18 protein-coding genes are annotated in these 19,145 nt (G+C 37.8%); 4 read left to right on the top strand and 14 right to left on the bottom strand.

Annotation, left to right across the window (positions count from 1 at the left end):
* Window positions 1–140 precede the first annotated feature (140 nt).
* Complete coding sequence (locus B3D94_RS00820; RefSeq protein WP_291753542.1) at window positions 141–1,205, bottom strand: tartrate dehydrogenase; 1,065 nt, start codon at window positions 1,203–1,205, stop codon at window positions 141–143.
* 109 nt (window positions 1,206–1,314) lie between these two features.
* Window positions 1,315–1,761, bottom strand: coding sequence for a YlbF family regulator (locus tag B3D94_RS00815; RefSeq protein WP_025113823.1), 447 nt, complete (start codon window positions 1,759–1,761; stop codon window positions 1,315–1,317).
* Between the two features lie 91 nt (window positions 1,762–1,852).
* Between B3D94_RS00815 and B3D94_RS00810 the strand changes: the two genes are divergently transcribed.
* A complete protein-coding gene (locus B3D94_RS00810; RefSeq protein WP_175422986.1) occupies window positions 1,853–2,347 on the top strand; it encodes a PaaI family thioesterase in 495 nt (164 codons plus the stop codon).
* Here B3D94_RS00810 and B3D94_RS00805 read toward each other — a convergent pair.
* The gene (locus B3D94_RS00805; RefSeq protein ID WP_291753535.1) at window positions 2,331–3,800 is read right to left on the bottom strand and encodes a UDP-N-acetylmuramoyl-L-alanyl-D-glutamate--2,6-diaminopimelate ligase; all 1,470 of its coding nucleotides are present in this window, start codon (window positions 3,798–3,800) and stop codon (window positions 2,331–2,333) included. The genes B3D94_RS00810 and B3D94_RS00805 overlap by 17 nt on opposite strands.
* A gap of 148 nt (window positions 3,801–3,948) precedes the next feature.
* Window positions 3,949–5,088 carry a CAP domain-containing protein gene (locus B3D94_RS00800; protein ID WP_069480261.1) on the bottom strand — a complete coding sequence of 380 codons (1,140 nt, stop codon included), beginning with the start codon at window positions 5,086–5,088 and terminating at the stop codon, window positions 3,949–3,951.
* Window positions 5,089–5,234: 146 nt separating this feature from the next.
* Between B3D94_RS00800 and B3D94_RS00795 the strand changes: the two genes are divergently transcribed.
* Both B3D94_RS00795 and ytvI read left to right on the top strand, forming a co-directional pair.
* Entirely contained in the window at window positions 5,235–5,636 is a 402-nt protein-coding gene (locus tag B3D94_RS00795; RefSeq protein WP_069480260.1) for a YugN family protein, read from the top strand.
* 151 nt (window positions 5,637–5,787) lie between these two features.
* On the top strand, window positions 5,788–6,846 hold the full coding sequence (gene ytvI / locus B3D94_RS00790; RefSeq protein WP_232540459.1) for a sporulation integral membrane protein YtvI: 1,059 nt from the start codon (window positions 5,788–5,790) through the stop codon (window positions 6,844–6,846).
* 15 nt (window positions 6,847–6,861) lie between these two features.
* On the opposite strand, the gene B3D94_RS00785 is transcribed toward ytvI, so the two are convergent.
* The 7 genes from B3D94_RS00785 to cyoE all read right to left on the bottom strand — a co-directional run bounded on the left by B3D94_RS00785 (window position 6,862) and on the right by cyoE (window position 13,469).
* On the bottom strand, window positions 6,862–7,323 hold the full coding sequence (locus B3D94_RS00785; protein ID WP_069480259.1) for a DUF420 domain-containing protein: 462 nt from the start codon (window positions 7,321–7,323) through the stop codon (window positions 6,862–6,864).
* 39 nt (window positions 7,324–7,362) lie between these two features.
* On the bottom strand, window positions 7,363–8,286 hold the full coding sequence (gene ctaG, locus B3D94_RS00780; RefSeq protein WP_008173948.1) for a cytochrome c oxidase assembly factor CtaG: 924 nt from the start codon (window positions 8,284–8,286) through the stop codon (window positions 7,363–7,365).
* A 181-nt stretch (window positions 8,287–8,467) separates the two neighbouring features.
* Entirely contained in the window at window positions 8,468–8,812 is a 345-nt protein-coding gene (locus B3D94_RS00775; RefSeq protein WP_012293127.1) for a cytochrome C oxidase subunit IV family protein, read from the bottom strand.
* Window positions 8,812–9,438 (bottom strand): cytochrome c oxidase subunit 3, encoded by a 627-nt coding sequence (locus tag B3D94_RS00770; RefSeq protein WP_008173951.1) that lies wholly within the window; start codon window positions 9,436–9,438, stop codon window positions 8,812–8,814. Before B3D94_RS00770 ends, B3D94_RS00775 begins: the two co-directional genes overlap by 1 nt.
* The gene (gene ctaD / locus B3D94_RS00765; RefSeq protein WP_069480258.1) at window positions 9,438–11,321 is read right to left on the bottom strand and encodes a cytochrome c oxidase subunit I; all 1,884 of its coding nucleotides are present in this window, start codon (window positions 11,319–11,321) and stop codon (window positions 9,438–9,440) included. The genes B3D94_RS00770 and ctaD overlap by 1 nt, the downstream gene beginning before the upstream one ends.
* A 41-nt stretch (window positions 11,322–11,362) precedes the next feature.
* On the bottom strand, window positions 11,363–12,451 hold the full coding sequence (coxB, locus tag B3D94_RS00760) for a cytochrome c oxidase subunit II (RefSeq protein ID WP_069480257.1): 1,089 nt from the start codon (window positions 12,449–12,451) through the stop codon (window positions 11,363–11,365).
* Between the two features lie 100 nt (window positions 12,452–12,551).
* Window positions 12,552–13,469 carry a heme o synthase gene (gene cyoE / locus B3D94_RS00755; RefSeq protein ID WP_069480256.1) on the bottom strand — a complete coding sequence of 306 codons (918 nt, stop codon included), beginning with the start codon at window positions 13,467–13,469 and terminating at the stop codon, window positions 12,552–12,554.
* A 336-nt stretch (window positions 13,470–13,805) separates the two neighbouring features.
* On the opposite strand from cyoE, the gene B3D94_RS00750 reads away from it, so the two are divergent.
* Window positions 13,806–14,729 carry a COX15/CtaA family protein gene (locus B3D94_RS00750; protein WP_069480255.1) on the top strand — a complete coding sequence of 308 codons (924 nt, stop codon included), beginning with the start codon at window positions 13,806–13,808 and terminating at the stop codon, window positions 14,727–14,729.
* Between the two features lie 48 nt (window positions 14,730–14,777).
* On the opposite strand, the gene B3D94_RS00745 is transcribed toward B3D94_RS00750, so the two are convergent.
* The 3 genes from B3D94_RS00745 to pyc form a co-directional block, all read right to left on the bottom strand.
* Entirely contained in the window at window positions 14,778–14,966 is a 189-nt protein-coding gene (locus B3D94_RS00745) for a hypothetical protein (protein WP_069480254.1), read from the bottom strand.
* Entirely contained in the window at window positions 14,959–15,579 is a 621-nt protein-coding gene (locus B3D94_RS00740; RefSeq protein ID WP_291753515.1) for a TetR/AcrR family transcriptional regulator, read from the bottom strand. Before B3D94_RS00740 ends, B3D94_RS00745 begins: the two co-directional genes overlap by 8 nt.
* A 131-nt stretch (window positions 15,580–15,710) precedes the next feature.
* Window positions 15,711–19,145, bottom strand: coding sequence for a pyruvate carboxylase (gene pyc, locus B3D94_RS00735; protein WP_291753513.1), 3,435 nt, complete (start codon window positions 19,143–19,145; stop codon window positions 15,711–15,713).

Below are 19,145 nucleotides of genomic sequence, written 5' to 3'. Positions count from 1 at the left end.
AAAGAAAAATTAAAAGACCTAAGTCCGGTGGAGTACCGAACTCAGGTCTTAGCAGTTGCTTAACTAAATATGTCTAACTTTTTTGGGTCAGATCATTTACTCGATGGCTTTTGTTATATGAAAGCAATACCTACCTGCTTTCATTGATAAGCAGATTCTAAATATTGTAATACTGCATCAGTTACTTCTCGTAATGTTGCTGTTCCGCCTAAATCAGGGGTTTTTATACCTTGCGTTAATGTTAATTCGATAGATTTCAAAATCTGTGTTCCTGCTTCTTCGTAGCCAAGAAAATCAAGCATCATTTTTCCGGTCCATATTTGCCCAATTGGATTTGCAATCCCTTGCCCTGCTATATCAGGGGCAGAACCATGAACAGGCTCAAACATAGAAGGAAACACGCCCTCTGTATTTATGTTGGCTGCAGGCGCTATACCAATACTCCCCATAATGGCACCCCCTAAATCTGTTAAAATATCCCCAAATAGATTGGAGGCAACAATGACATCAAAGTTGTCCGGCTTCATGACTAAAAAGGCCGCTAATGCATCAATATGATTGGATGTTTTCTCTACGTCTTCATACTCTTTCCCTATTTCACAAAATATTTCATCCCAAAATGGCATACTGTAGGTAATACCATTTGATTTTGTGGCACTTGTCACATTTTGTCGTCGGGCTTTAGCAAGCTCAAAAGCATACCGCATCGCACGTTCTGTACCCTTTCTAGTAAAAATGGCATTTTGGATTGCAATTTCATCTTGTCCACTATGTATTCTCCCACCACTTTCCGCATACTCTCCTTCAGAATTTTCTCTAACAACAATAAAATCAAATTTATTAGGTTGACGTAAAGGTGAGGGTAAACCTTGGAGTAGCTTTGCAGGTCGTACATTAATAGATTGCTGCATTTCTTTACGAATTTTAATAAGTAGCCCCCATAAGGATATATGGTCTGGCACCAATTCCGGCATGCCCACCGCTCCTAAGAAAATTTGGTCATATTGCTTTAAAATCTCTATCCCATTTTCAGGCATCATATTACCCGTCTCTAAATAATAATCACTGCCCCATGGAAAGGATGTCCATTCGAATTGAAAACGACCATCCAATAATGCCACCTTATTGAGTACATCTATGGCAGCTGGTACTACCTCTTTTCCTATCCCATCTCCTGGTATGACTGCAATCCGATATGTTTTCATGTATGTTTACTCCTTATATAATTGTATAGAAAAAGACTGTAAACAAACTCAATTTTACTTTTGAGTTGTGTACAGTCTAGTAGAGATGCGTGTTTTAACACATCTTAATTTACGCTGAGCAAGAGCATGAACCGCCCGAGCCACATCCTCCTCCGCAAGATGATCCAGATGCAAAGAATGGATTGCTTACTGGGACTTTTACCGCTTCAGAGACTGTTTTCCCTACAAGTAGGCTAATCTCATCAAGCAAGTCCTGAAAATCATTTTCAGCAATTTTTAAAGCAGAAACCTTTTCATTTAAGTCGAGCGCCCTTTTCTGTTGGCGAATCGACTTCATAATTGTATGGTAGTCCGGATGATATTTTCCGAAACGTTGTACATCTTCGTACTGTTCTTTCATGCGATTAAACGCGTAAATAGCTTCTACAATTTGTGTATCACTATAAACGGCATCATACGCTTGCTGAAGCGCCATCGCTGGTTCTGAGGAAAGAATCATCTCACAAAGCGCTTCCGCCTCATCTAAAATGAATACCCAGTCAGAGGTCATCATCATTTTTAATTCCCCCAATCTCTTACCCATCATAACAGATTTTATGGTAATTTTACATTAATGAGATTATTAATGAAAGAGGTTTTTCCAATTGATGACAACACCTAAAGAACAAATCGATCTATTATTAGGGGCAATTTTACAAGATAGTACGAAGGAAGATGAAGATGTTCTTTTACATCTTTTAACCGGGCTCCGAGAAAAACAGCAAGGTATTCATCGTCGCTATATTAACGCTGCCTTACATATGGTTGGCAAGTTTGAGCCTGAAGTCAGTGAGGTTCGTATCCCAATTACACCAGTTATTCATAACACGATTAAGGTGCCACACGGGGGCATCATTGCGACGATAGCCGATGCGGCAATGGGGGGACTTGCTTCCCGTTCTGTACCAGAAGGATTTAATGTAGTAACTACAAATATGAATGTCACGTATATTGCCACAACAACGAATAAAGAATTAATTGCGCGTGGTCGTTTTGTCCATAAAGGACGGCAAACACTAGTAATGGAATGTGATATCGAAGATGAGACAGGACGCAAGCTAGCCATTGCTACAGGATCATTTTTTGTTATTCAGCGTCGGTAAGTAGACCTGTAAAATAGTCCTTAATACATTGTTGATCGGAAAAAGGGAATTTTTGATTTTTAATTTGCTGTGTTTGTTCATGCCCTTTTCCGGCAACAAGGACAATGTCCCCTTTTTTCGCCTTCGCTAATGCTTGATGGATGGCAACTTTACGGTCTAAATATATTTCATAGTATTGTTGCTCTGTAAAACCAGCAATAATACTTTCGTTAATAATGATCGGATCTTCATCTCGAGGATTATCCGTTGTTAAATAGATAACGTCTGCATATTTACTTGCTACAGCGCCCATAGCAAAACGTTTTGCTTTATCCCGATTTCCACCACAACTAAAGACAAGATAAATCGTTTTCGAGCGATCGAATGTTTGTAACACTGCTTGGAGGGCTTCAGCAGTATGGGCATAATCTACATACACATCAATTCCTACTGGATTATCAATCTTCTCTAGCCTACCTTCCGGAAGCCTTAAGGACCACATATGTTCGACTATATCATCCATTGGAATTCCTAAACGCCATACTGCCATCAATGCGGCAACCGTATTTTGCACATGATACTTCCCTACAAAAGGAATTTCTACAATATGCTCACTCGCGGATGTTTGTAAGCAAAGCACTGTTTTGCCAACTGTTTCACTGACAATTTGGATATGTAAATCATTGTGATTATCAAAGCCAAATGAGCAGGATTTTTTCTTATCATAAATTCCAACAGAGCGGCAAAAGTTATCATCGCCATTTAATACTAGCTTTTTAGATAAATCAGCTAATCTTTTCTTCGCACGTTTATAGGCTTCTAACCCTCCATGATCTTCTAAATGATCTTCAGATAAGTTTAAAAATACGCCGCAATCAATGTCACAATGATCGAGTCTATGTTGCTGTAACCCCATTGAAGATGCTTCTAACACTACATGTGAGACACCTTTGCGGACACATTGTTTTAATATCGGATGTAATTCTTTAGCCTGCAATGTGGTAAGTTCCTCGTAAGATGTTTGTTGCTTTTCTCCATCAAGATAAAACCCAATCGTTCCTATAACTGCCACTTTTTTATGTAGAGCGTTTAAAAGCTGACTGACAAAATGGCTCACTGTTGTCTTCCCGTTTGTCCCCGTTATTGCAACAACACTTAATGCTTCTGCAGGAAAAGCTGCTAACTTCGCGCTTGCATACGATAGGAATAAGGCTGTATTAGGAACCCATACAAAAGGAATTTCTTTATCAATAATTGGTAAGGAAATACTTTCCTCAGAGACAATTGCCGCTGCTCCATGGGCCAATGCTTCTTTGACAAAACGACTTCCTGAAGTTTTTTTGCCTTTACGTACAATAAAAATGTCGCCTGGTTGTACTGCCTGTGCATAATCCTCTACGCCTGTAATTTCTGTTCGAATCGATCCTCCCGTTACGCTACATGGCCAGTCTTTCAATAACTCAGCTAATTGCAACCCTCTTCCCCCTTTCAGTTCTCTATCATATGACGGCCTTTGTAACGGTGTGACGAAAAATGTAGAAGCCACTTGGGGCAACTGGAAGCACAAAAAAATGAAGACAAGTCCATTCAGCGAATGCTTGTCTTCATGTAAATTTATTATATTATGGCGTTTGGTCGGTTTTCTCTTCCTCTACAGGTTCTTCACCTTCAGATTCTTCATTATTTGATTCCTCATTATGCACCTTCTGTGAAGCAGGTTCTATATAAATTTGTGTATAATAATCGACGAAAACACCTGAACCAACTTGTGAATATTTATCATTTAATAGAACTTTTCGGTGTTCGGGGGAATTTGTCCAGCCATGCATTGCCTCAATTGCATCAAAATAGGCAGTTGCTAGATTTTCATTCGCATCGCTATAGTCAATGCTCTGCGCTTGTAACCTCTTTTTAAGATCTCCATAAGTGGGAGATTCATGTGATAAAAAATTTTGCACCTTCATATCTTCGCTATGCATTCTCGCTGTATTTTCCAATGATTCATTCATCTCTACAGGCAGCAACCCATGATGCTCTCGGGTTACATTTAGTAAATCATCGAGCTGTTTGGCATTCGCCCTATCAATTTCTTGCTGTAAAAATGAAGAAGGCGGTGTACGTCTAACAAGCTCTCCTTGATAACTCATTTCATATGGCTGATGAAGGACAAGTGTTTTACTGTTGGTATATCGTATCCCCTGTAATTCACTCGTTTCTCGGTCAATATAGAGCTGCGCGTATAGTCCATCAAATTTGATCAATAATCTTGTTTGCATATCTTCTTCATTCATCGAGAATATGTAAATATTATCACCAACATTGGCGGCTACCTCATAATCAATAATCGTCATGCGGTAAATTTCATCCCGTTTTTGCCCAACTTTAAAAGGAAATGCATTGATATCTTGCCCTGCTATGTACACTTGCGTGACGACGTTATTTTCAACGCCAATCATAAAAAAGGTAGAAACATCTTTATTATAGACCCACCACTCATACCCAAACGAGGAGGGTTCCTTTCTTCCTGGTTCCCCATATTGTTCCAAAACGGTTTGTGTGCCTTTTCCTATTAATGTTGAAATACCCGTTTGTGGACGTGTCATTGCTCCTATATCGGGCTGTTTTAGCTCCGTTTGAGGGATTATATTTGAATTGGTATTCGGGCCTTCTAGTGGTTCATTTTCCTTAGGGGTATTAAAAAACATAAAGCCGATTAATGCGATTGCACCACAAACCATTAATATGCGGAATAAAGCTTTCATATAGGACTCCTTTCATCACCATTATTGTAAGTTATTATATCAATTGTAATTGGGTTGACACAATGTTGTCATTGCAACAATGTCGAATATGTTCTATTATAAAAATGAGCGTATACTTTGTACGAGAACCTAAAGGAGGATTATACATGTATTTTGAAAATACTAACCTTGAAAATTTAACAGCTGATCAAGAGCTAATTGTCAGCATTATGAAAAAACATGGTTTAGAATGTGATGGCGGTTGGGATTATGAACGTATGACATTCGATAAACGTTTCGATACTCGTGAAGGTCGTTATTACCTACGCGTTTTCGCATATGCCATTTCTGGTGATGTTGGTGCACATGATGCCATCCTTACATTAATGAAACCAACACTTGGTAAGTACTATTATCCACATGGTGTTGAATATGGGGAAGATGAAGTTTTCCCAGCACATATTGTGAAAAAATGTGAAGAAATCTTAAAAAAGGTTAAATTAGAATTAGATCAATTCTCAATCGAGCCTACAAATAAAAATAACTTTGAACCTGTTAACGCACGCTAATCTTTATTAATTGAAAAGTGATCGCAAGAATAGCATTAAAAAGCTTCATTGTTACGAAAAGACTGGTAATCCAGTCTTTTTTATTTTGAGTAAAAATTTGATTTCTTCTCATACTACCTATATCTAGAACAAGATGTAGGTGAGAAAATTGTTGTCATTTTTTAATCGTCCTTTTTTTCGTCATCCCATTATCGTTATCGCAATTGGGGTTTTTCTCCTCTGGTTTATTTCAATATCATTGCCGATCTTACTTGCCTACTTAACTGCCTTACTTTTAGAACCTATTATAGTTCGGATGAGCAAACGTTTTCGAAAAAAGCGTAAAATAGTGGTCTCCATCTTTTTTTTATTTTTCCTAAGTATCTCTTTATTATTATGTACGCTTATTATTTATGTAAGCTGGAAACAATTTTCATCTTTCATTATAGATATTCCAGATTATTTGAATCAACTTTCTGCACTATGGATTCAAATGCAATCTAAACTAAGTAACCACACCTATCATTTACCTGTAGAACTAGTTTCACAAATTCAATCCATGATTGCAAGAGCTTTAGCTTCCACTGAAAAATTTGCACTTTCCTTAACAAACATCGATGTCTGGTCTGCCTTATTAACGTATATCCCTACACGATTATTTGATATTTTTGTCTATTGGATTGTCTTGTATATGTTGCTTTTGGAATTGCCAACCATTAATCAAAAAATACTAATGCCCGTCCCTTTCCACTACCACCAGAAAATTGTGTTTATTGGTGAACGAGTTAAACTAGCCTTATTTGGATTTTTGAAAGCACAATTGCTTGTAGGATTAGGTATTTTTGCTTTAGCTATCGCAGCCTTTTATTTTCTCAAAACGCCATTTCCTCTATTATTAGCATTGTTGCTTGTCGTCTTAGACTTTATTCCTTTTCTTGACTCATTTATTTTATTAGTCCCATGGGCAATCTATCAAGTTTTTGCTGGTGATTATATTTATGCTGCTGTGTTAATTGTATTAACAGTAGGTCAATTTTTAGTTCGTCGTATGATTGAGCCAAAAATAATAGGTGATAAAATTGGACTTTCTTCTCTTTCAACCTTTATCGCTATGTTTATCGGATTTAAAATTTTTGGATTTTTAGGTATTTTAATTGGACCATTACTTTTTGTAGTAGTTCTCTCATTAATTCAGCCAACGACAAAAAACCTCCCACCTACTGAAAAATAAGGTGGGAGATTTTTGTTATATGCCTAAAATGGCTTTAATAACCGATGTAGTTTCGCCCGGTTCAAATAAAATATACAATAATAAATAAACAAGGACACCTGTTATAGCGACGAAGAACCAAATAATACTTGTAATCGGTCCAATACGACGGTGTAATTTTAAATTTGTTTTAAGACCTGAAATTATACTAACAATCCCAAATACAGCCCCAGAAGTTGCCAAAATAATATGGAAAATCAAGAAAAACGTATAATAAGGTTTTAAATGTTCTCCACCACCAAAGGCAGTATTTCCAATAAACACTGTACGGGAAGCATAAATAATAAAGAAGATCAGTGCAGCAACACCTGCAGCAAGCATTACCTTTTTATGCCCTTCTACATTTCTTTTTATAATTAAGCCCCATCCTATTGCTACTAGTACAGCACTAATGACGATAAATGAAGTACTAATAGTAGGCAAAATTTGCAATTCCATTATCAAAACCCCTTATACAAAGTAAATTTCTATTTTTAATTAATGTTGCTGTTGACTCTCCCATTTTTTTTGATGGGCAGCTAATGCATCAGCAGTAATTTTATCTGGATCTTTTTGTTCAGCACGATACCATTTTGTAAAGATGGCACCTAATAAGATACCAAAAATCAGCTCTTGAATGATTTTCATTAGGACGCCACCTAATTGCTGATCAGCAACAGGTTTCATATCCGTAAATAACTCAGGTCCTGATAATGATAGTCCCGACAACGTAGAGGCCGGAACACAAAGCTCCATTGCCTTTAACCAAGCATCACCATTCGTATACGTTTCATACATAGCATTAGGTGCAAAAATGATCAATCCACAGGCAGGAGTTATTAAAACGGCATTGGCAATAATATAGCCTAATTTATGCAAGGGCTTCATTTGATCTTTACCTGGCATATTTTGAATTAAAGGCCAGTACATGAAAACCGCTGATAGAAATAAGACAAATGTATAGGTACCATGTAGTGTTTCATTTAATTTAATATAATCCAATACATCCGGTAAGTGATAGAAGGAAAATAGACCAATAAACACAAACACTGCAACTACTGGTAATGTTAGTACTTTAAATATAGTTCTAACAACTGGTGCTTCAATCGCAACCTTCCAAACCCACCAAGGTATTCCTTTAATTAAGAAAATCGGTACAAGCAATAATAAAATAGCCATTTGAACCATATGCATCGTAAACATAATATGAGCCATTAAATCAACTGGAGACCCTTTAATAATATAAATGGTAATCATCGCTAATACAAAATAAATTGCTTGTCCCTTTTTTAAAGGTTCGCTTTCTTTAAAATCCTGACGCCACTTTACTGTGACTAAAAAATAGACGATTGTTATAAAAACAAGAACCCCTATTAAATATGGGCTCCATAACGCTTGGAAACCAAATATACTAAGTGGCATATAGAACGCACTCCTTTAAACTTCAGTACTCCTATTATAAAACGCTTACAGCTATACTGCAATGAACGAAAGGTGAACAAATGTTAAGTTTGCCAGTGTTTGCTTCTTTTTGCAACCATCACTAAAATTTAAAATACAAAAAGCACGTTCGTACAAAATGACGAACGTGCTTTTTTGGTGATTACCACCAAATAATTGTTAAGAATGCTAAGAAGAATGTAAATGCAATTAAAATCCCCATCCACATGAAGAATCCAATAACTCCACCGAAGTGTGTTTTTTTGTCTTCTAAGTGCATGAAAGAATACAGTTGAAGTACAACTTGAACACCCGCTAATAATAAAACGAATGGCATAATTAAGTATTTAGAAAAATCTGCTGCAACTACTGCGAATGCGATAAAAGTAAAGAAAATCATAATCGCAAAGTTGAGTACTTGTTTACGCATATGAACGGCATTATGATGACGATCATACTCATATTGTGCCTGTGATTTAGCAACTATAGGTGTATCGTGTGAAGACATTATCCGATCACTCCCATCAAGTAAACTACTGTAAAGATGAATACCCAAACAACGTCGATAAAGTGCCAATATAAAGCAGCTACGAAGAATTTAGGTGCATTGTACAAGTTTAAACCACGTTTAGCATTACGAATCATTAAAGTTGCGATCCATACAAGTCCTAAAGTTACGTGGAAACCATGTGTACCAACTAAAGAATAGAATGCAGTTGCGAATGCAGATTGGTTAAATGTAAAACCAAGATGCACATAGTGTTGGAACTCATAAATTTCAAGAGCTAAGAAACCAAGACCTAAAGCTAAAGTAATTGCTAACCAAGTTTGCATCCCTTTAAAGTTAAAGTTACGCATATGGTAAATTGCATAAACAGATGTTAGCGAAGATGTTAAAAGTAACATCGTCATAGCAAATGCTAATGGTAATTCAAATAACCCTTGAGTTGTGAACTCCATGCCAGCTGGCCCTTTGTTCTTAAGCGCTAAATAAGTAGCGAATAAACTTGCGAAAAGTACAACTTCACAGGCAAGGAAAATCCAGAAACCAACGACTTTGTTTTTACCTTCCAGCGTTGCTTGTTCAGGATGATCTGGCCAAGTATGAGGAGTAAATTTAGTATTGAAATCCATTATTTATTTCCCCCTTTGCCATAAAGTTGTTCTTCAATTTCAAGAATTTCTTCTTTGTGTAAATGGAAGCCGTGATCATCTTTAACAGAACGGACAATCATTGCACCAAATGTAATTGCAAGACCAGCAATTAAAATATAGATTGACCAAGGTTTATCTGCATCAGGATTATAAAGTGCACCAAATGCTGCAATAAACATACCTAATGAAATAACGAATGGAATCGCTGAGTTATTTGGCATATGAATATCGCCTAGTGGCTCAGCAAATGTAACTTCTTTGTTACCTTCTTGTTTTTCAATCCACCATGGATCTAAACCACGAACAAGAGGTGTTTGACGGAAGTTGTAGAATGGAATTGGTTGTGGAATTGACCATTCTAATGTACGTCCATCGCCCCATGGATCGCGACCTGCTGGTTTGCCTTTGATAGACATTAAGCAGTTGATTACCATTAAGATAACCCCTACACCCATCATTAATGCACCGATTGTAGAGATATAGTTGAATTGATCCCAACCTTGACCTTCCATGTAAGTGAATACACGACGTGGCATACCCATTAAACCAAGGAAGTGTTGAACGAAGAACGTTAAATGGAATCCGATAAAGAATACCCAGAAAGTAATTTTACCAAGCGTTTCGTTTAACATACGGTTGAAGAAAATTGGCCAGTAGAAATGTGCTGAACCAAATAATGCAGTAACGATACCACCAACGATTACGTAGTGGAAGTGAGCTACGATAAAGTAAGAATCATGTAATTGGTAGTCAAGAGGTGCAGATGCTTGCATAACCCCTGTAACACCACCCGCAACAAATGACGGGATGAAACCAAGTGCATAAAGCATTGGCGTTGTAACTTTAATAGATCCGCCCCAAATTGTTAGGATCCAGTTAAATACCTTCATACCTGTTGGAACGGCAATTGCCATTGTTGCAACAGCGAAGATAGCGTTTGCTGTTGGTCCAAGACCAACTGTAAACATGTGGTGGGCCCAAACCATGAACCCTAAGAAACCGATTAAAATTGTTGCGAATACCATTGAAGAATATCCGAATAAACGTTTACGAGAGAACGCTGGGATAATCTCAGAGAATAATCCGAACGCAGGTAATACTAAGATATAAACTTCTGGGTGTCCGAAGATCCAGAATAAGTGTTCCCAAATAACTGTGTTACCACCCATTGTATGGTCAAAGAAGTTACCACCGAACATACGGTCAAATAACATCATTAATAAACCAATTGTTAATGGAGGGAATGCGAATAAAATTAATGCACTTGATACAAGAGCTGTCCATGTGAATAATGGCATACGCATGAATGTCATACCAGGAGCACGCATCGTGATAATCGTAACGATGAAGTTAAGACCCGAAATTAAAGTACCTGCCCCTGAAATTTGTAAACCAAGAACATAGAAGTCAATACCATGCCCTGGAGAATATAAAGATAATGATGCATAAGAAGTCCAGCCCGCATCAGGAGCGCCACCCATAAAGAATGACAGGTGAAGGAATACTGCACCTAGGAAGAATAACCAGAACCCTAATGAGTTAAGGAACGGGAATGCAACGTCACGTGCACCAATTTGTAATGGTACAAGCATGTTCATAAATGCGAATAGTAATGGAGTAGCAGCTAGGAATAACATTGTTGTTCCGTGCATTGTTAATAATTCATTGAAAAAACCAGCTGACACGAAATCGTTATTTGGTTTCATTAACTGAATACGCATTAATAACGCTTCAAAACCAGCGATAGCGAAGAACAATGTACCGGCTAATAAATACATGACTGCTAACTTTTTATGGTCAACAGTAGTAATGTAATCCCAGACAGTTGCTCCAAAGCCCTTTTTCTGTGTGTATGAGCTCACAACTTTTACCTCCCTCAAAAATTTGTTACATAGAACGGAAATTATTTTTCAACTGATAAGCCCATGATATAAGTTGCAAGAGCTTCAATTTCTTCGTCAGATAAATCGCCGTATATAGGTGCAGTACCCTCAGCATTCATCATTAAGTTACCTGGTTTAAATTCCTCAGGGTTTTTAATCCAAGCTTTTAAGTTTTCTTCATTGTGTTCTAAGAAACCAGCAACGCGGTTACGGTCACCAAACGTAGTTAAGTTTGGACCTGGAGTACCGCCTGCTCCTGAACCAGAGATAGCATGACAGCCTAAGCAGCTGTTAGCAAAAGTTGCTTCGCCAAGATCTGTTGAAGCTTTGTCAGCTGTTTGTCCTTCAGTTGCTTTCATTGCATCAACCCAAGCGTCAAATGCATCTGGGCTTAAAGCTTTTACTTTAAAGTCCATTAAAGCATGTGATGGTCCACATAATTCAGCACATTTACCATAAAATACGCCATCTTTTAGATCTTTCGATTCTTTATCAAATACTAAGTAGAATTTGTTTAAGTTTTCGACGTTTGTATCCATTTTACCGCCTACAGCAGGAATCCAGAATGAGTGCTTAACATCGGCAGCTTTTAAATTAAAGTAAACCTTTTCACCTGTTGGTACTACTAGCTCTTGAGCCGTTATAATACCTTGGTTAGGATATTCGAACTCCCACCAGTATAATTTGGCTGTTACATTGATTGTTAGGGCAGTTTTATTCCCCTCCTCATCTACCTCATCCATTGCAGCAACATCTGCAAATTTATAAGTAGTTGTAACAACTGGTACAGCAATAATTAATAATAAAATAATTGGTATAACTGTCCAAATCACTTCTAACGTATGACTACCCTCTACTTGCTTAGGGATAACGTTTTCACCAACGCGTGAACGACGGTATTTCAGGAATGCAAGTAAATAAATAACGGATACTATTACCACTACTAGCGTCATAATTACAGTAGTTAACAGTAATAAGTTTAATTGTTGTTTACCTACTTCTCCAGATGGTTTTAGTGTAGAAAGATACTCTTCACCACAACCTGAAAGGAAAACCATCATCACTGCTAGAAGTGAAAAAAGACGCCATTTTTTAAGCCCTTTCATCATAGCTTAATTAAACCCCTCTTTCTTTGTTGTATTTTCATGTGTACATAGGACATTAGTTCTGTCTATATGAATTCTTTAGAAAAAGAAAGAATTCCTAAATTTAGCTAAACACCGCAAATATTATGATGGATACAAATAGTATGGTCATATGATTCAATGAATAAATAAACATTCTATTTGCCCATTTCATATCATCTTTTGCTGTAAAGCCTTTCAGAGCTAGTATTAACCAACCCAAGTTCAATGTAGTAGCAAGAGTTAAAAAGCCAATTCCAAGCTCCGGTAAAAGGAAAGGTAACGGTAATAATAAAAGAATCCAGAATAACATTGAGTACTTTGTACGTTTAAATCCCTTTACAACAGGTAGCATTGGTATTTTAGCTGCACGATATTCCTCCGTACGTTTCATAGCAAGCGCGTAGAAATGTGGTGGTTGCCATGCAAACATAATTAGGAATAAGGCAAGTGCTCCTGGACCTAAAGCAGGCTCAACTGCTGAAAATCCAATAATAGGAGGAATAGCCCCTGAAATGCTTCCTACAACCGTGTTACTAACATGCTTTCTCTTTGACCACATTGAATACAGAACGACATAAGCAAATATTCCTGCAAGTCCCCACATGCCGGCTGCAAACGATGCCGCTAATAACAAAATTTCACCTACAATTAAAAATGAGAGGGCAATGGTCAATACAAAATTTGGCTTGAATCTGCCAGTCACTGTTGGTCTTGCCTTCGTTCTTTTCATGATCGGATCTATATCTTGATCAATAAAGTTATTCATTGCACCTGAGCCACCAATGATTAATGCCGCACCCAGCATGGTGAATAAGATGACATCCAGCTCTTGCAAGAAGTGTCTACTAGTAAATTGAAAAGCCAGCCACATCCCTGTAAACGTTGTGACAAGATTCGAGTTTACAATGCCAATTTTTATTAGTGCTAAGAAATCTTTTACAACTGATGTTGTTTCTGGACCAGTATTTCTAGTAGCCGCCAGTGTACGACCGTTTGACATACTACCTCTCCTTTCATTTTTGTAAGCATATTCCGCTAACAATAACTATAGCGAAATTTGCGATTGATTTCTAGACATTAAGTGAAATTTAGATGAAGTTGTAAAAATTAGTTTTGTCTAGAAATATAATTAAAAACAACATATCTATAGTAAAACATTTTCTAAAATGAATTGTGAAGGTTAAAGCACGAAATTATGAACAATTTGTGAAATGGAATCGACATCTAGTACTCCCTTCCCTTTACAAGTTGTTTTTTAAACGTATTTTCGATATTATCTAGTAGCAGAAACATTACTTTCTTGTAATGTTGATAGATAAAGTAGGTGACTCATTTTATGCAACACAACAGATATTTGAAGTGGTTTGCTGTTGCCGCTACGCTAGGGATGCTCCTTATATTACTAGGTGGGGCTCTCGTTACGAAAACAGATAGTGGCTTAGGCTGTGGTCGAAACTGGCCAGATTGTAATGGATCTCTTATTCCAAAGGAGATTACACCGGAAGTCCTTATTGAATTCTCACATCGTCTTGTTACTGGAGTCGTATCTATTTCAATTCTTGTGTTAACAGTTTGGACATGGCGTAAGCTCGGACATATTCGTGAAGTAAAGCTTTTAGGTTTCTTAGCAATGTTTTTCTTAATTGCGCAAGCTCTTATTGGAGCTGCTCAAGTATTATGGGGGCAAGGTGACTTCATCTTAGCACTTCATTTTGGTATTTCTCTTATTTCCTTTGCTGCGGTTCTGCTTCTCTCTATGATTGTATTTGAAGTCGATCGGAAATTTGATGCCGATAAAGTATTTATTGGTAAAAAGTTACGTTGGCATACAATTGCTGTCACAATTTATTCTTATTTGGTCGTTTATACTGGCGCGTTAGTTCGACATACCGATTCTAGCTTAATTTGTCCAGACTGGCCATTTTGCTACAACGAAACACCGTTAGCATCACCAAATAACATGTACGAATGGGTGCAAATGGGACATCGTTTAGCTGTTCTTATTATTTTCATTTGGATTGCATACATAACTTGGCACGCTGTGAAAGAATATAAAAACCAACGAGTGGTTTACTATGGTTGGATTATTGCTTTTACTATAGTATTTTTACAAGTGATCGCTGGTATGTTAGTAGTCCTAACGAAGCTGAACTTAACAGTCGCTTTAATGCATTCATTATTAATTTCTCTATTGTTCGGTCTATTATGTTACATGATCATGCTCGTTGCTCGTAGTAACTTCAATGAAAAAATGAAATAGTCTAATAAAAAAGATTCGTTACATCTTTGTAACGAATCTTTTTTATGCTTATCGTTGTTTCTTCATAGATTCAGTTCCTATAATTCCTACTATTAAAATAATCATAGATACTAGGGCGTAATCTTTAAAGAATGTTGTAAATGGAATGTCAAAATATCGACAAATTACCGTTACAAGACGGCCGCCTAATAGTATTAAGCCAATGACAAACATCCAATTAAATAAAGCTTTAAGCATTGTTAATTCCCTCTACTTTCATGGCTGTCCAGATGATGTTGATGACCTCTGCACTATATTGTTCTACTTCTATAGAAAGTGGTCCCCCAATTAACATGTACTCCCCAATAGCTCCTTGAATAATCTTTGCCATTACATGGACAGAAGTGATAGTAAATTTCCCTTGTTCCTTTCCCTTAGATAATATGTTGCTCAAGGCTTTTAATAAAGGATCTTCTCCATCATCTGGCAATTTATAAAAAGGAATCTCATCAGCAGTACGAGCATTAAAAATAATTTCTAGAAGCGCTATATTTTCTTCTGGGTGTGTTGCTTGATAAGCAATACTCGCCTCAATAAAATTAGCTAATTGTGAAGCAGGTTCATCCGCAGCATACGTTTTCGTCAAAATATATGTAGCTGATTGATCAATCAATGCTTGCAGACTTTGTTCAATTAAATCTTGTCGATCTGCGAAATGATACGAAATTAAAGCTGTGCTGATAGAAGCACGTTTTGCAATTTGGGCTAAACTCGACTTCACATAGCCAATATCACTTAAAGTCCTTATAGTCGCATCAATAATTTGATGTTTCCTTGCTTCCTGTATAAAGGTACTTTTATTAGTTTTCATAAACTCTCCATTTAATTACTCGAACATTTTTTTGATTAGTTAATCAAATTTTATACAATTTTTCTTATTTCCACAATAAAAAGGTATGTAGATGTTCAAAATGCATCTACATACCTCTTTTTCACTATCAGTTATTCAATTTCAATCAGCAAATCACCTGTTGAAATAGCATCCCCTGCACTAGCATAAACCTCTTTTATAATACCATCCTTTGGTGCTTGAACAGTTGTTTCCATTTTCATTGCCTCTGTGATCAATAGATGATCACCACGTTTAACAGGGCTTCCTTTGGACACAACGACCTTCAATACAGTACCAGGCATTGTAGCACCAATTTGATTTGGATTACTTGGATCTGCCTTTAATGATAGATTGCCATCTACCTCCACGGTCATATCTTGAATGACCAATTCACGGGATTGACCATTTAGCTCAAAGTACAAGACACGCGTTCCATTGTGTTGCGGTTCGCCGATAGATACCAGTTTAATAATGAGCGTTTTTCCTTTTTCTATTTCGACTTCAATGATTTCGCCAAGCTTTAAGCCATAAAGGAATGTCGGCGTATCGAGAACTGAAATATTGCCAAAGGATTCTGCTGTTTTCGCATACTCTTCAAAAACTTTTGGATAAAGGGCATATGCCAATACGTCCTTTTTCGACACTGGACGATTTAATTTTTCCTCTAGCACTGCCTCCAGTTGTTCAAACTGAATAGGCTCTAATAACTCACCAGGTCGAACCGTAATAGCTTTACGGTCTTTTAGCACTACTTGTTGCAATGCCTCAGGGAATCCACCGTGTGGCTGTCCTAGATAGCCTTGGAATAATTCAATAACAGAGTCTGGGAAATCAATCGTTTGGCCTCTTGTTAATACAGTGTTTTCATCTAAATCATTTTGCACCATAAAGAGTGCCATATCCCCTACTACCTTCGAGGAAGGTGTTACTTTTACAATGTCGCCAAATAATAGGTTCACACGGGAATACATCCGTTTGACTTCTTCCCAGCGATCGCCAAGGCCTACTGCTTTTGCTTGTTGTTGTAGGTTACTATATTGTCCACCAGGCATTTCATGTACATAAATTTCCGAATGTGGGCTGATCATGCCACTTTCGAAATCCTTATAGTATTTACGCACATCTTCCCAATAATAAGACAATCTTTCCAATGCGTTGATGTCTGCACGTAACTCACGTTTACTACCCTTCATGGCATAGTAAAGTGAATTCGCACTTGGTTGAGATGTGAGACCCGCCATGGACCCTAATGCTGTATCAATGATATCAACACCTGCCTCGATGGCTTTCGCATATAAGTAAATACCATTACCACTAGTGTCATGGGTATGCAAGTGGATTGGCAGACTTGTCGTCTCTTTTAACTCGGAAATTAAACGATACGCTGCTTCAGGCTTCAATAAACCAGCCATATCTTTAATAGCTAGAATATGCGCACCAGATGCCTCAAGTTCTTTGGCCATGTCTTTGTAATATTGCACAGAATATTTCGCACGAGTATCATCCAGAATGTCGCCTGTATAGCAGATTGCCGCTTCCGCAATTTTCCCTGATTGACGGGCTGCATCTATAGCTACTTCCATTCCCTTAATCCAGTTCAAGCTATCGAAAATACGGAATACATCAATACCTGATGCAGCTGATTCTGCGATAAATTCACGGATTAAATTATCAGGATAGTTCGTGTAACCGACAGCATTAGCCCCACGTAAAAGCATTTGGAATAACACATTTGGCACTTGCTCACGTAGTTTTGCTAAACGCTCCCATGGGTCCTCCTTTAGGAAACGATACGCCACATCAAACGTTGCACCGCCCCACATTTCCAAAGAGAATAACTGATGCATCATACGAGCTGTTGCATCTGCAATTTGATACATATCATGCGAACGTACACGAGTAGCGAGAAGTGATTGGTGAGCATCTCGGAAAGTAGTATCTGTTAATAGCACATCATCTTGTGCTAAAATCCATTGCACTAAGCCGTCTGCACCCTGGGTATCTAGAATTTGTTTCGTACCAGCTGGTGGCACAATTAAACGGTCTATTTTAGGAATATTCGGTTGAACAAAAATGGGCTTTGATTGCTTTTCCACACCAGGGAATCCGTTTAACGTCACATTACCGATATAGCTTAATAGCTTTGTTCCTCGGTCCTGACGTACTGGGAAATGGAACAGCTCTGGTGTAGTGTCAATAAAGCTTGTATCAAAAGCACCAGATAAAAATTTCTCATGTGTCACAACATTATTTAAAAACGGAATATTCGTTTTGACGCCGCGAATACGGAATTCTTTTAAATTTCGGTCCATTTTCGCAGCGGCTTCTTTAAAGTTCATGCCAGATGTAGAGATTTTTACGAGTAAGGAATCGTAGTACGGTGTGACAACAGCACCTTGGAAACCATTGCCGGCATCTAAACGGACTCCAAAGCCACCACTAGAGCGGTAAACCATTAACTTTCCTGTATCAGGCATAAAGTCGTTGGCAGGGTCCTCTGTTGTTACACGTGCCTGAATCGCATAGCCAATCATTGGCATATCTTCTTGCTTTGGCATATGAATTTCTTCGTTAAACAGAGCATAACCTGCTGCTACCTTAATTTGGGTATGGACAATATCTACACCTGTAATCATTTCTGTAATCGTATGTTCTACTTGAATGCGAGGGTTTACCTCGATGAAATAAAAATCGTTCCCTGCGACTAAAAATTCCACTGTCCCTGCATTTATGTACGAGACATTCTTCATTATTTTCACAGCAGCAGCACAAATACGATTTCTTAACTCTTCGGAAATCGAATGAGAAGGAGCAATCTCAACTACCTTTTGGTGACGACGTTGGATTGAACAATCACGTTCATATAAATGCACAATATTGCCTTGCTGGTCACCAATAATTTGCACTTCAATATGCTTAGGTTTAATAATGGCCTTTTCTACATACACCTCATCAGAGCCAAAAGCAGCTTTTGCTTCTGATTTTGCGCGTTCATAAGCAGATGCAAGCTCCTCAGCTGCATGTACTAGACGCATGCCACGACCACCACCGCCGAGCGCTGCCTTAATCATAACTGGATAGCCAAATGTACTAGCAAACGCCTCTACCTCTGCTAAATTGGCTACAGGGCCATCTGTACCCGGAATAACAGGAATGTCAGCCGCAATCGCTTGCGAACGTGCTTTAACCTTATCCCCAAACATATCTAAATGCTGAGAAGTTGGTCCAATAAAGATAATACCCTCTTCTTCACAGCGACGTGCAAACTCCACGTTTTCTGATAAAAAACCATACCCCGGATGAATCGCATCAACATCTGCATCTTTTGCGATGGCAATAATACCTTCAATATCTAAGTAGGCATCAATTGGTTTCTTGCCCGCTCCCACTAAATAAGCTTCATCGGCTTTAAAGCGATGAAAAGCACCACTATCTTCTCTTGAATAGATAGCAACAGTTTGGATATTCAGCTCCGTACAAGCACGGAAAATACGAATTGCAATTTCTCCTCGATTGGCTACAAGGATTTTGTTGATTGATTCCAT

The sequence above is a fragment of the Lysinibacillus sp. UBA5990 genome (assembly GCF_002429815.1).
In the GTDB taxonomy this organism is placed as follows: Bacteria; Bacillota; Bacilli; order Bacillales_A; family Planococcaceae; genus Lysinibacillus; species Lysinibacillus fusiformis.
This window is presented reverse-complemented; position numbering and strand designations above follow the sequence as displayed.